We start from the raw sequence: 12,921 nt of genomic DNA, 5'->3' as shown, positions 1-12,921 counted from the left end.
TCCGGGACCGGGACCGTCTGCGCGCCGGGGGTTCGTCCGTGCCTAAGGGGGCCGTGACCGGATCGTGCCCTGCCCGGGATCGCCTGCGTCTTCGCGCCCAACTAGCATCCTGACCCATGACCTCCCCCGCCCGGGCCGGCTCGACCGGTGCCGCCGCCGCGCCCTTCCACCCCGTGCTGCTGGGCACCGACCAGGGCATCTACGCCCTGGCCCGCGCCTTTCACGAGTCCTACGGGGTCCGCTCGACGATCGTGGCCCGGGCGGTCACTGGTGGCATCGCCTGGTCCCGCATCGCTGACGTTGTCGAGCTCACCCCGGACGGCGGACGGGACGAGGTCATCTCGACTCTGCTCGCGCGCGGGCGGATGCTGCGCGAGCAGTCCCCGAGCGTGCCCTTGCTGCTGCTGTGCAACGCCGACTCGCACGCCCAGCTGTTCGCGGAGCACGCCGAGGAGCTGGGCGAGCTCTACGTCTTCCCCTATCTGTCCGAGCAGACCCTGGCGCAGGTGGCCGACAAGACCCACTTCGCCCAGATCTGTGAGCGACTGGGCCTGGCCACCCCGCGCACTAGCGTGATCAGCTTCGCCGGCGCCGACGAGCCCGGCTGGGCCCCCGACCCCGTGCAGGTCCCCTTCCCGGTCGTGGCCAAGCCGGACAACGGCGCCTCCTACGAAAACTTGCGCTTTCCCGGCTACCGCAAGATCTGGTTCCTCGACACCCCGGAGGAGTGGGCCCAGCTGGCGCGCACACTCGCGGAGGCCGGCTACCGCGACGACTTCCTGGTGCAGGAGCTGATCCCGGGCGACGACACCCACCAGCTCTCCGTGGTGGCCTACGTCGACCAGCACGGCACCGTCACCGCGATGGCCACCGCCCAGGTGCTCCTGGGCGAGCATCACCCGATGGCGCTGGGCAACCCGGCCGCGATGATCACCACCCCGATGAGCGAGCTGATGGATGCGGCCGAACGGATCCTGGGTGAGGTCGACTACTGGGGTTTTGCCAATATCGACGCCAAGATCGACCCGCGGACGGGCACCACCTGCTTTATGGAGATGAACCCGCGGATGGGTCGCAACAACTACTACGCCACCGCCGCCGGTGCCGACATCGTCGGCGCCGTGGTCGACGACGTGGTGCATGGCCTGCAGCGCGCGCCGCGCCGCGGGATGCGCGAGATCCTCTACTGCATCGTCTCCCCGCTGATGCTGCTGCACTACGTGCGCGACCCCCAGTTGCGCCGCCGGGTGCTGGCTGCCGCCCGCCGCCGCACGGTCCACCCGCTGCTCTACGAACGCCTCAACCTGCGCCGCCGCGCCTACGTCCTGGTCCAGCAGGCCAACCACGTGCGCAAGTTCGCCCGCTACTACCCCCGCCCCACCGCCTCCGGGTTCTAACCGAGGGCCGTCGCCTCCGGGTTCTAGCCCCGTGCCGACGGCGGCTGCCGGGCCCCGGGCGCGCACGCGAGCGGGCCGCATACCCAAGGGGTATGCGGCCCGCTGACGTTCGCCGGCCGGCAGGTCAGCCGGTCTGCTCCTCCACGGGCAGCGTGTCCGGGACCTCCGCGGGCTTCTCCTGGCCGCGGAAGGTGAAGACCTTCTCGGAGGTCTTGTCCCGGCCGCCGGTGTCCTCGACGTCCACCAGGACGATCTCGCCGGCGCGGATCTCGCCATAGAGGATCTTCTCGGACAGCTGGTCCTCGATCTCGCGCTGGATCGCGCGGCGCAACGGCCGGGCACCCAGCACGGGGTCATAGCCCTTCTTGGCCAGCAGCTCCTTGGCCGCCTGGGTGAGCTCCAGCGCCATGTCCTTGTCCTTGAGCCGCTCGTCGAGACGGGCGATCATCAGGTCCACGATCTGGACGATCTCAGCCTGGCTCAGCTGCGGGAAGACGATCGTGTCGTCCACGCGGTTGAGGAACTCAGGGCGGAAGTGCTGCTTGAGCTCATCGATGACCTTGTTCTTCATCCGCTCATAGCTGCTCTGGGTGTCGGGCCCGGCGGAGAAGCCGAGCGAGACCCCCTTGGCGATGTCGCGGGTGCCCAGGTTGGTGGTCATGATGATGACGGTGTTCTTGAAGTCGACGACCCGGCCCTGGCTGTCGGTCAGGCGACCGTCCTCCAGGATCTGCAGCAGGCTGTTGAAGATGTCCGGGTGGGCCTTCTCGACCTCGTCGAAGAGGACGACCGAGAACGGCTTGCGCCGCACCTTCTCGGTGAGCTGGCCACCCTCGTCGTAGCCGACGTAGCCGGGCGGGCTGCCGAACATCCGGGAGACGGTGTGCTTCTCGGAGTACTCGGACATGTCCAGGGTGATGAGCGAGTCCTCGTCACCGAAGAGGAACTCGGCCAGCGTCTTGGCCAGCTCGGTCTTGCCGACACCCGTGGGGCCGGCGAAGATGAACGAGCCGCCGGGGCGGCGCGGGTCCTTCAGGCCAGCGCGGGTGCGGCGGATCGCCTGGGACAGGCCGGTGATGGCGTCGTCCATGCCGATGATCCGCTTGTGCAGCTCGGCCTCCATGTTGAGCAGCCGGCTGGACTCCTCCTCGGTGAGCTTGAAGACCGGGATGCCGGTGGCTGCGGCGAGGACCTCGGCGATCAGCTCCTCGTCGACCTCGGCGACCACGTCCATGTCGCCGTTCTTCCACTCCTTCTCCCGCTCCGCCCGCGCCTGGGTGAGCTTCTGCTCCTCGTCCCGCAGCCGGGCCGCCTTCTCAAAGTCCTGGCCGTCGATCGCGGCCTCCTTCTCGCGGCGGGCATGGGCGATCTTCTCGTCGAACTCGCGCAGGTCCGGCGGCGCGGTCATCCGGCGGATGCGCAACCGTGCGCCCGCCTCGTCGATAAGGTCGATCGCCTTGTCCGGCAGGAAGCGGTCGTTGATGTAGCGGTCGGCCATCGTGGCGGCCGCGACGAGCGCCTGGTCGGTGATGGTCACCCGGTGGTGCGCCTCGTAGCGGTCGCGCAGGCCCTTGAGGATCTCGATGGCGTGCTTGAGCGTGGGCTCAGACACTTGGATCGGCTGGAACCGGCGCTCCAGCGCGGCGTCCTTCTCGATGTGCTTGCGGTACTCGTCCAGCGTTGTGGCACCGATGGTCTGCAACTCGCCGCGGGCCAGCATGGGCTTCAGGATGCTGGCGGCGTCGATCGCGCCCTCGGCCGCCCCGGCGCCGACCAGGGTGTGGATCTCGTCGATGAACAAGATGATGTCGCCGCGGGTGCGGATCTCCTTGAGCACCTTCTTCAGGCGCTCCTCGAAGTCACCGCGGTAGCGGCTGCCCGCGACGAGCGCGCCGAGGTCGAGGGTGTAGAGTTGCTTGTCCTTCAGCGTCTCGGGCACGTCGCCGCGGACGACGTCCTGGGCCAGACCCTCCACGACGGCGGTCTTGCCGACACCGGGCTCACCGATCAACACCGGGTTGTTCTTGGTGCGGCGGGACAGGATCTGCATGACCCGCTCGATCTCCTGCTGCCGCCCGATGACGGGGTCCAGCTTGCCCTCGCGGGCGGCCTGGGTCAGGTTGCGGCCGAACTGGTCCAGGACCAGCGAGCCCGCCTGCTGGCCCTCGGCGCCGCCAGAAGGGCCCACGCCGGCGCTGGCCGTCTCCTTGCCCTGGTAGCCGGACAACAGCTGGATGACCTGCTGCCGGACCCGGTTGAGGTCGGCGCCCAGCTTGACCAGCACCTGGGCGGCCACACCCTCGCCCTCCCGGATGAGGCCGAGCAGCAGGTGCTCGGTGCCGATGTAGTTGTGGCCCAGCTGGAGGCCCTCGCGCAGCGAGAGCTCCAGCACCTTCTTGGCCCGCGGGGTGAAGGGGATGTGGCCGGTCGGGCTCTGCTGGCCCTGGCCGATGATCTCCTGGACCTGCTGACGCACGGCGTCCAGAGAGATCTCCAGCGACTCCAGTGCCCGGGCGGCGACGCCCTCACCCTCGTGGATCAGGCCGAGCAGCAGGTGCTCGGTCCCGATGTAGTTGTGGTTGAGCATCCGCGCCTCTTCCTGCGCGAGCACCACCACCCGCCGTGCGCGGTCGGTGAACCTTTCGAACATTGTGGAGTCTCCTTCGGCCGAGTCGTCCTGCACGCCACTCTACGTTGCGTCTGGTGGGCACAACGTCGCCGTCGGTCGCTCGTGTTCCGCCCGGGCCGTCGTGTTCGCCTCCGGCGCAACGTGCAGGCAGACCCCGGCGTGGCGACCTTGGACGACCTAGCATGTGTCCCCACCCGCACCCGTTCAATGATCGTCGCGGCCCTGACCGCGCCGCGGTCAGCCGGCCTTCTTGGCCCGGCTTGACGTGCTCTTGCTCGCGGACGTCTTCTTGGCAGCGGCCTTCTTCGCAGTGCTCTTTGTGGCAGTGCTCTTCGTGGCCGCCGGTTTCCTCGCGGGGGTCTTGCTGGCCGTCTGCTCCTTCTCCGCGTCGTCGTCCTCCTCCTGCTCCTCGTCCGCATCCGACCCGGCCGCCGTGCCACGGCTCTTCTTGGCCCGGTCGACGGAGCGCTGCAGCGCGGCCAGAAGGTCCACCACCTCGCCGGACTCCGGCTCGTCCTCGGCGTCGGGGCTCTCGGTGACCTCGCCGCCCTCGATCTTGCTCGCGACCAGGGCCTCCACGGCCTCCTTGTAGTCGTCGACGTGCCCCTCAGGCTCGAAGTCGCCGGCCATCGACTCCACCAGCATCCGAGCCATCTCGACCTCGGCCTTCTTCGGCTCGCTGACCTCACCGAGGTGGTCGAGCTGGCCGGCGTCGCGGACCTCGTCGGGCCACAGCAGGGTCTGCAGCAGGATCGCATCGCCCATGACCCGCAGCACGGCCATCGTCATCCTGGTCCGCACCGAGACCGTGACCACAGCCACCCGGTCGGACTCGCGCAGCGCCTCACGCAGCAGTCCGTAGGCCTTGGCGCCCATCGCGTCCGGCTCCAGGTAGTAGGCCTTGTCGTACAGGATGGGGTCGATCTGGTCGGCAGGCACGAACCGGTCGACGCTGATCTCCTTGCTGCTGCGGTTGGGCAGGCTGGCCAGGTCCTCGTCGGTGAGGACCACGGTCTTGCCGTCGTCGGTCTCGTAGGCCTTGGCGATGTCCTTGTAGGCCACCTCCTCACCGTCGGCCTGGGCCACCCGCTTGTAGCGGACGCGGCTGCCGTCCGAAGCCCGCACCTGTCGGAAACTCAGGTCGTGATTCTCGGTCGCGGAGTAGAGCCGCACGGGCACGTTGACCAGCCCGAACGACACGGCACCCTTCCAGATCGCTCTCACGCCCACCAGGATGGACCCATGCGCCCCATGCTCGCCACCTCTGGTGACCCCCGGACCGGACCACCCACCGGCCCGGGCTGGGCGCACGAGATCAAGTGGGACGGCATCCGGCTGCTCGCGGAGGTGCGGGACGGGAGCCTGCGCCTGCTCACCCGTAGTGGCCGGGACATCGCCGCAGCCTTCCCGGAGCTGAGGGCTATCACGGGGGTGGGCCAGGACCTCCTCCTGGACGGCGAGGCAGTGGCAATGGTCGATGGTCGGCCGTCCTTCGGGCACGTGGTGGACCGCGTCCACACCGCCTCGCCCACCGTCGCGGCCCAGCTGGCCGCTGCCCGGCCGGCCACCTACATCGCCTTCGACCTGCTCCGCCTGGACGGTATGCAGCTCACCGGCCTGCCGTGGTCGGCCCGCCGGGCAGCGTTGGAGGACCTGCTCCTCGACGTCCCGGGGGTGCTCGTGTCCCCCGTGTACGACGACGGGGCCGAGCTGCTCGCCGCGACGGCAGACCAGGGCCTGGAGGGCGTGGTCAGCAAGCGCCGGACCGCCACCTACCTGGAGGGCGGGCGCTCCACCGACTGGCTGAAGTTCCCCCACCGCGACACCATGAGCGTCGTGATCGGCGGTTGGCGGGCGCAGACCGGCACCGCCACCCGGCTGGGGGCGGTGCACGTGGGGCTGCCCGCGCGAGACATCGAGGGTCGGCCGCTGCGGGACGGTGCCGGACGGCTGCAGCTGGTCTACGCGGGCCGGGTTGGCAGCGGGCTGGTCGGCCGGACCGGGCTCGCGCTGGCCGAGCGGCTGGCGCAGGTGCCGGACGCGCCATACCCGTTCACCGCGGCGATCCCGCGCGCGGAGGCGACCGCGTCCACCTGGCTGGAGCCGCAGGTGGTCATCGACGTCGCCTCGCTCGGGCTCACGCCCGGCGAGGGCCGACTGCGCCAGCCCAGCTTCCAGGGCGTGCGCGAGGACCTCACGCCGCTGGACCTGCTGGAGCTGCCGTGAGCAGCCAGAGCGTCAGCGTCGCCGGGCGGACCCTCAAGGTCTCCAACCTGGACAAGGTGCTCTACCCGAGCACCGGCACCACCAAAGGCGAGGTGCTCACCTACTACGTCACCCACGCCGAGCAGATCCTCCCCGAGCTGGAGGGGCGCCCGGTCACCCGCATCCGCTGGCCCGAAGGGGTGGAGAAGGCGCACTTCTTCGAGAAGAACCTGCCCTCGGGTGCCCCTGAGTGGCTGCCACGGGTGACGGTGCCGACCCCGGGATCCTCCCGCGGGCACTCCCACCTGACCTTCCCTCTGGTCACCGACCTGGCGGCTTTGGTCTACCTGGTCAACCTGGGCAGCCTGGAGCTACACGTGCCGCAGTGGCGGGTGGATGAGCAGGGTGAGCCCCTGCCGCCGGACCGGCTGGTGGTGGACCTGGACCCCGGACCGGGGACGGGCCTGGCGGAGTGCGCACGGGTCGCACTCATGGTGCGCGAGCGGCTGGAGGCGGTGGGGCTGAGCACCCGGCCGGTCACCAGCGGGTCCAAGGGAATGCAGCTCTACGCCGACCTCGAAGGCACCCGCACCTCCGAGGAGGTCAGCGCGGTCGCCAAGGCGCTGGCCGAGCAGCTGGCCGTCGAGCACCCCGACTTAGTGACGGCCAAGATGGCTAAGTCGCTGCGGCCCGGACGCATCTTCCTGGACTGGAGCCAGAACAACGGAGCGAAGACCACGATCTGCCCGTGGTCGCTGCGCGGCCGGCAGCGACCGCAGGTGGCCTTGCCCCGGACGTGGGACGAGGTCGAGGCGGCGACGACCGGCCAGGTCGAGCTGACCCAGGTCACGCTGGAGGAGGTGTAGCCGCCGGGCACCGCGGGGTCGGGCACTGCGGGGTCGGGCACGGGCAAGCCCGGGCGCCCCGCAGGGCGGCCCGGGCTCGACCATCCAGGGGTCAGTTCGCGGCGGCGTACGCGTCGCGCAGTTCCTGGGACACGCGGCCCCGGGAGCTCACCTTGTAGCCGTTCTCGCGACCCCACTCGCGAATCTTGCTCAGATCCTCGCTGGGACCGGAGGAGGTCGAGGACCCGCGACGGCGGGTCTGCCGACGGCCGCCGGAGCGACGAGCCTGTCCGATCCAGGGAGCAAGGTCTTCCCGCAGCCGCGTGGCGTTCTCGTCGTTCAGGTCGATCTCGTAGGTGACACCGTCGAGGGCGAACTCGACGGTTTCGGTGGCGTCACCGCCGCTGACATCATCGACGAGGATCACTTGTACGCGCTGAGCCATTCGGTATCTCCTTGGAAGGTGGGATTGGATTCTGCCGAGTCATCGGCAGTCGTGATCACAGTAGCGCATAGTGGTGCATTCGTAGTAACCCTCTGCGACACGTTTCTCTGCCGCCATTTCACTGTCGGCAGAACCCGTCGCCCAAGGCGGGCGGACGTTCAGCAAAAGTTCAGCGAGTTGACGTATCCTCTGACGCACTCTCCTGCCGGTCGAACTCGCGCTGGGCAGCCCGCTCGCGCCGGTCACCCTCGATCATGTGCTTAACGATCACGAAGAAGAGATAAAGAAGCCCTATCGACGGTAGTAGCGCTGCCAGGATCATCCAGCCTTCATACAGCAGATCCGACATCACGCCTCCGGCTTCAGGAACGGGAAAAGGATCGTCTCGCGGATCCCGGTCCCGGTGAGCAGCATCAGCACGCGGTCCAGGCCCAGCCCCAGACCGCCCATCGGCGGCGCCGCGTACTCCAGCGCCCGGAGGAAGTCCTCATCCAGCTGCATCGCCTCGGGGTCACCCCCGGCCGCCAGCAGGGACTGCTCGGTCAGCCGCTGCCGCTGGACCTCGGGGTCGACGAGCTCGGTGAAACCGGTTCCCCGTTCCACACCGCCGATGATCAGGTCCCACGCCTCGATCAGCCCCGGCCGCTCCGGGTGGGGCCGGGCCAGGGGCTGGGCAACCGCGGGGTAGTCGCAGACAAAGGTCGGCTGGATCAGCGTGGGCTCGACGACATCACCGAAGATCTCCAGCGCGATCCTGTCCGCACCCGATCCGGGCTGGACCGGAATGTCGTGCCGGTCGGCCAGGGCCAGGAGCTCCTCGACGGAACTGTCGACCGACACCTGCTGACCCATCGCCTGGGAAAGACCCTCGTAGAAGGGCAGCCAGCGCCATTCCTCACCCAGATCCACCACCCCGGCGGGAGTTTCGATCCGCGTGCCCATTCCCAGGGCCTGCGCGGCGGCGAGAATCATCCGCCGGGTGAGCTCGGCCACGGTGCGCTGGTCGCCGTAGGCCTGGTAGGCCTCGAGCATGGTGAATTCTGGGGAGTGGGTGGAGTCGATGCCTTCGTTACGGAAGATCCGCCCGATCTCGTAGACCCGCTCGATTCCGCCGACGACCGCGCGCTTGAGGTGCAGCTCCAGCGCGATACGCAACGTCATCGGCAGATCGAGGGCATTCAGGTGGGTCCGGAAAGGCCGGGCATTGGCACCGCCGTGGACCGGCTGCAGGGTCGGGGTCTCGATCTCGACATATCCCTCTTCCTCGAGGACCCGACGGACGGCCCGCGTCGCAGCGGCGCGGTCCAGGACCATCTGCCGCGCCTCGTCCCGCACGATGAGGTCGACGTAACGCTGGCGCACCCGCTGCTCCTCGGACATCTCCTTGTGCAGCACGGGCAGGGGCCGTAGCGCCTTGGCGGCCATCCGCCACTCGTCGGCCATCACCGACAGCTCCCCGCGCCGGGAGCTGATCACCCGTCCGTGCACGAAGACGTGGTCACCCAGGTCCACCCAGGCCTTCCACCGCTCCAGCGCCTGCTCGCCGACCTCGGCCAGCGAGAGCATCGCCTGCAGCCGGGTCCCGTCACCGGCCTGCAGGGTGGCGAAGGCGAGCTTGCCGGTGTTGCGGACGAAGACCACGCGGCCGGACACACCGACCAGCTCGTGGGTCTCTTCCCCCGCCTGCAGACCGTCCCAGGTCTGCCGCACGTGCGCCAGGGTGTGGGTGACCGGCACCCGCACCGGGTAGGGGTCGATCCCGGCCTCGAGCATGGCCGCCCGCTTGCCCTTGCGCACGCGGATCTGCTCGGGCAGCTCTGCGTCGGCGGCGGCGTCGGGGAGGGCGTCGGTCAGGGGATCGGTCACCCTTCCAGGGTAGTCGGGCCCGTGCTGGGCTCCCAAAGCGGAGCCCAGGGCCACGACGCGACCGACCGGTCGTCCCGGGTGCTCCTCTGGCGGGGTCGCCGGCCCCCCCGTGCTCACCAGAGCAGGTCGCCGGCCACCCGCCGTTCCAGGTCGAGCAGGACCTGCTTGCGCTCCACCCCTCCGCCGTACCCGGTGATGGCGCCGCTGGCGCCGACGACCCGGTGGCACGGGACCACGATCGAGATGGGGTTGCGCCCGTTGGCCATCCCAGCCGCGCGGGCGGCGCCGGGGCTGCCCACCGCGTCGGCGAGCTGCCGGTAGGAGCAGGTGGTCCCGTACGGGATCCGGGCCAGGGCGCCCCATACCCGCTGCTGAAAATCGGTGCCGGCGGCGGACAGGGGCAGGTCAAAGTCGGTGCGGGTGCCGGCGAAGTACTCCCGCAGCTGGCGGGCCGCCTCCTGCAGGACGGGCGGGGCGTCGACCTCGCCGACCTCTTCACCGAGGTCCTGCGGCGCGTGGCGGTGCTCGCTGAAGTAGACGGCGGTGAGGTGCTGCCCGTCGGTGGCCAGGCGCAGGGTGCCGACCGGTGAGTCGATGGACAGGTGCTGGGCATGGAAGGTCATCGCTTCTCCTGGTGCGGGCGGGTGGGGTGGGTCAGCGGCAGCCGGGCCGCGGCGTGGCTGGAGGAGGCCCAGAGCAGGGCGGTGGCATAGGAGCGCCAGGGCCGCCAACGGTCGGCGAACTGGCCCAGCGCGCGGGGATCCGCGGGCAGCCCGGCGGCAGCCGCGGCCGTGCGGACGCCGAGGTCGGAGGCGGGGAACGCGTCCGGGTCGCCGAGCCCGCGGAGCAGGACGATGTGGGCGGTCCACGGGCCGATGCCGGGCAGGGTCAGCAGCTGCTCCTCCGCCGCCCGCCGGTCGCTGCCAGGCCCGAGGTCGACGGTGCCGTCCGCCAGCGCGGCGGCCAGGGCGCGCAGGGTGCGTCGTCTGGTCGCGGGCATCCCCGGCAGCAGCCCGTCCGGCGCCTCCGCTACCAGCTGCGGCTCGGGGAAGACGTGGGTGACCCCCTTCTCGCCCCAGCCGGATGCGCCGAAGCCCTCCGGCAACGGGGTGCCCAGCGCGCGCACCAGCCGCCCGGCCTGGGTGGCGGCAGCCGCGGTGGACACCTGCTGGCCCAGGACCGCGCGCAGGGCCATCTCGGCGCCGTCGACCGCCCCCGGCAGCCGGACCCCCGGCGTCGACCGGACCAGGGGCGCCAGGACGGGGTCGTTGCCCAGGTGCTCGTCGACGGCCTGCGGGTCGGCATCCAGGTCGAGCAACCGCCGGCAGCGCCCGATCGCCGTGGACAGGTCCGCCACAGCCGAGAGCCGCACGGTGGCAGGCACGTGCCGGCCACTCTCGCCGGGTGGGCGTAGGGCCACCACGCCGGGGCCGCCGGGCAGGCGCAGGGTGCGGGACAGGGCACCGTCGCCCCAGCTCTCCACGCCCGGGACGGCGGTGGCGGCGAGGTGACCGAACAGGCTGGGCGCGTGCAGCGGTGCCCGCTGGGGCAGCCGCAGCGCGATGGTCACTGGGGCGCCGTCCCCCAGGCCGGGCGCGTGTCCTGGCCCGGCCGCCCGCTCGCCGTCGCGGCCCCGCCCGGCGGACGGCCCGCGCCGGCGGGCGGTCCTGCGCAGCTCGGTTGGGGTGGCCGCGTACACGCTGCGCACGGTGTCGTTGAAGGAGCGGATGCTGGAAAAGCCGGCGGCGAGCGCCACCTCGGCCATCGTCAGCGTCGACCCCTCCACGAGTAGACGCGCCGTCTGCGCCCGCTGGGCCCGTGCGAGGGCGAGCGGTCCGGCGCCCAGCTCGGCCCGCAGCAGGCGCTCCAGCTGCCGCATGGAGTAGCCGAGCCGGCGGGCCAGGCCCCCCACGCCCTCACGGTCGACGACGCCGTCGGACAGCAGGCGTATCGCGCGGGCGACGACGTCCCCGCGCACGTGCCAGTCCGGCGACCCCGGGGTGGCGTCAGGCAGACACCTGCGGCAGGCGCGCAAGCCGGCTGCCTGGGCGGCTGCCGCGCTCGGGTAGAAGCGCATATTGCGCACGCGTGGGGTGATCGCGGGGCAGCTGGGCCGGCAGTAGATCTTTGTGGACAGCACCCCGGTGACGAACCACCCGTCATAACGGGGGTCCTTGCTGCGCACGACCGCGCAGCAACGGTCGTGGTCGAGGTGCAGGGGGCCGGTCACCCCTCCATCCTGCGCGCCCAGGAGCACCACGTCTAGCAGGAAAACGACATCACCCTCAGGTGCGCCAGGCGCGATCGATCTCGTCGTCCTGACCGGCGTCGGCCGCCTTGCGTTCCTTGCGCCGGCCCAGGTCGAAGGCCACGGTCCCGACGAGGGTGAGCAGCACGAGCGGAAGGACCAGGACAACCATGACCGTGGTGAAGCCCTCGAGCGCATCGTGCCGGGTGGCGTCCAGGACGACGAAGCCGACGTAGGCGATGTAGAGCGCCATGAAGAGCCCACCCTCGCGCCGGCCGACCCGGTATCCGGTGAAGGCCACCGGCGCCAGGGCCACCGTGGCGGCGATCATCAGCGGGATGTCCAGCGCGATGGCCGGGCCCGGGATCTCCAGGCCGCCGCCCGGGGCGAGGAGTGCCGGCAGGCCCAGCACCAGGCCGAGGTTGAAGATGCAGCTGCCGACGATGTTGCCGACCGCGATGTCCCGCTCACCGCGCAGGGCCGCGATGAGCGAGGTGGCCAGCTCCGGGAGGGAGGTGCCGATCGCGACGACGGTCAGCCCGATGACCAGGCCGCTGACCCCCATAGCGGAGGCGATGTTCACCGCGCCGGTGACCAGGACGCGGGCTCCGAGCACGAGCAGCCCGACCCCGACGACCACCAACAGGATCGCAACCAGCACGCCGGGGTTGCGGTAGGCGGCCAGCACCACCTGCCAGGGGCCCTTGGCCAAGGATCGGGGTTTCGTGGCGGTCGCGCCCTGTCCAGGGCCCGGCGACCGCGGCGCCGTTGGCTCCCCCGGGGGTTCCCGGCCAGCTGCGTCCTTGCCCTCACCCGCCTGCCCGTCGCCGTCCCGACGGCTGAGCCAGAGGGCCAGCGCGGTGTGGACGCCGAGCAGGAGGAGCAGGATCCCGCCTTCCAACCGGCTGATCCGACCGTCGAGGGCGAAGAAGAGGGTGAGGATCGCCAGCCCGATCAGGTAGGGGATGTCCATGCGGACCAGCACCCGCCGCACCGCCAGGGGGGCGATGAGGGCCGAGGCGCCCAGGATGAGCAGGATGTTGGCGATGTTGGAGCCGACCACGTTGCCGATCGCCAGTCCGGTCTCCCCATCCAGCACGGCACCCAGGGTCACCGCCAGCTCGGGTGTCGACGTCGCGGCCGCGACGACTGTCAGCCCCACCACCAGCGAGGACATCCCCGCCCGCACCGCTAGGGATGCGGCTCCCCGCACCAGCAGCTCCGCACCGCCGACGAGCAGGACCACGCCGAGCACGATGCGTCCTACGTCGAGCAGCTCCACGTTG

General features: G+C 70.8%; 11 protein-coding genes. 3 read left to right on the top strand and 8 right to left on the bottom strand.

Annotated features, from left to right (window positions below; translation table 11 throughout):
• Window positions 1-116: 116 nt before the first annotated feature.
• Window positions 117-1,397 (top strand): carboxylate--amine ligase, encoded by a 1,281-nt coding sequence (locus tag FY030_RS01830; protein ID WP_158060029.1) that lies wholly within the window; start codon window positions 117-119, stop codon window positions 1,395-1,397.
• A 124-nt stretch (window positions 1,398-1,521) separates the two neighbouring features.
• Here FY030_RS01830 and FY030_RS01825 read toward each other — a convergent pair whose 3' ends face one another.
• The gene (locus FY030_RS01825) at window positions 1,522-4,047 is read right to left on the bottom strand and encodes an ATP-dependent Clp protease ATP-binding subunit (protein WP_158060028.1); all 2,526 of its coding nucleotides are present in this window, start codon (window positions 4,045-4,047) and stop codon (window positions 1,522-1,524) included.
• A 216-nt stretch (window positions 4,048-4,263) separates the two neighbouring features.
• Window positions 4,264-5,250: a non-homologous end joining protein Ku gene (gene ku / locus FY030_RS01820; protein ID WP_158060027.1), complete on the bottom strand. Its 987-nt coding sequence runs from the start codon at window positions 5,248-5,250 to the stop codon at window positions 4,264-4,266.
• A gap of 18 nt (window positions 5,251-5,268) precedes the next feature.
• On the opposite strand from ku, the gene FY030_RS01815 reads away from it, so the two are divergent.
• Together FY030_RS01815 and ligD are read left to right on the top strand one after the other, a co-directional pair.
• A complete protein-coding gene (locus FY030_RS01815; RefSeq protein WP_158060026.1) occupies window positions 5,269-6,252 on the top strand; it encodes an ATP-dependent DNA ligase in 984 nt (327 codons plus the stop codon).
• Window positions 6,249-7,097: a non-homologous end-joining DNA ligase gene (ligD, locus tag FY030_RS01810; RefSeq protein ID WP_158060025.1), complete on the top strand. Its 849-nt coding sequence runs from the start codon at window positions 6,249-6,251 to the stop codon at window positions 7,095-7,097. Before FY030_RS01815 ends, ligD begins: the two co-directional genes overlap by 4 nt.
• A 91-nt stretch (window positions 7,098-7,188) precedes the next feature.
• Here ligD and FY030_RS01805 read toward each other — a convergent pair whose 3' ends face one another.
• From FY030_RS01805 to FY030_RS01780, 6 genes are all read right to left on the bottom strand, one after another.
• Entirely contained in the window at window positions 7,189-7,521 is a 333-nt protein-coding gene (locus FY030_RS01805) for a histone-like nucleoid-structuring protein Lsr2 (protein ID WP_158060024.1), read from the bottom strand.
• A 169-nt stretch (window positions 7,522-7,690) separates the two neighbouring features.
• Window positions 7,691-7,870, bottom strand: coding sequence for a hypothetical protein (locus tag FY030_RS01800; protein WP_158060023.1), 180 nt, complete (start codon window positions 7,868-7,870; stop codon window positions 7,691-7,693).
• Window positions 7,870-9,387, bottom strand: coding sequence for a lysine--tRNA ligase (gene lysS, locus FY030_RS01795; RefSeq protein WP_158060022.1), 1,518 nt, complete (start codon window positions 9,385-9,387; stop codon window positions 7,870-7,872). Before lysS ends, FY030_RS01800 begins: the two co-directional genes overlap by 1 nt.
• Window positions 9,388-9,500: 113 nt before the next feature.
• Window positions 9,501-10,010 (bottom strand): methylated-DNA--[protein]-cysteine S-methyltransferase, encoded by a 510-nt coding sequence (locus tag FY030_RS01790; protein WP_158060021.1) that lies wholly within the window; start codon window positions 10,008-10,010, stop codon window positions 9,501-9,503.
• A complete protein-coding gene (locus FY030_RS01785) occupies window positions 10,007-11,617 on the bottom strand; it encodes an AlkA N-terminal domain-containing protein (RefSeq protein WP_272950532.1) in 1,611 nt (536 codons plus the stop codon). Before FY030_RS01785 ends, FY030_RS01790 begins: the two co-directional genes overlap by 4 nt.
• A 55-nt stretch (window positions 11,618-11,672) precedes the next feature.
• The gene (locus tag FY030_RS01780) at window positions 11,673-12,917 is read right to left on the bottom strand and encodes a calcium/sodium antiporter (RefSeq protein ID WP_158060020.1); all 1,245 of its coding nucleotides are present in this window, start codon (window positions 12,915-12,917) and stop codon (window positions 11,673-11,675) included.
• Between the last annotated feature and the right edge of the window lie 4 nt (window positions 12,918-12,921).

The sequence above is a fragment of the Ornithinimicrobium pratense genome (genome assembly GCF_008843165.1).
Classification (GTDB): Bacteria; Actinomycetota; Actinomycetes; order Actinomycetales; family Dermatophilaceae; genus Ornithinicoccus; species Ornithinicoccus pratensis.
This window is presented reverse-complemented; position numbering and strand designations above follow the sequence as displayed.

Excerpts from the sequence above, each read along its gene's own strand:
- FY030_RS01830 (WP_158060029.1), top strand. The coding sequence starts at position 117 with ATGACCTCCCCCGCCCGGGCCGGCTCGACCGGTGCCGCCGCCGCGCCC.
- FY030_RS01825 (WP_158060028.1), bottom strand. The coding sequence starts at position 4,047 with ATGTTCGAAAGGTTCACCGACCGCGCACGGCGGGTGGTGGTGCTCGCG.
- FY030_RS01815 (WP_158060026.1), top strand. The coding sequence starts at position 5,269 with ATGCGCCCCATGCTCGCCACCTCTGGTGACCCCCGGACCGGACCACCC.
- FY030_RS01805 (WP_158060024.1), bottom strand. The coding sequence starts at position 7,521 with ATGGCTCAGCGCGTACAAGTGATCCTCGTCGATGATGTCAGCGGCGGT.
- FY030_RS01800 (WP_158060023.1), bottom strand. The coding sequence starts at position 7,870 with ATGTCGGATCTGCTGTATGAAGGCTGGATGATCCTGGCAGCGCTACTA.
- FY030_RS01790 (WP_158060021.1), bottom strand. The coding sequence starts at position 10,010 with ATGACCTTCCATGCCCAGCACCTGTCCATCGACTCACCGGTCGGCACC.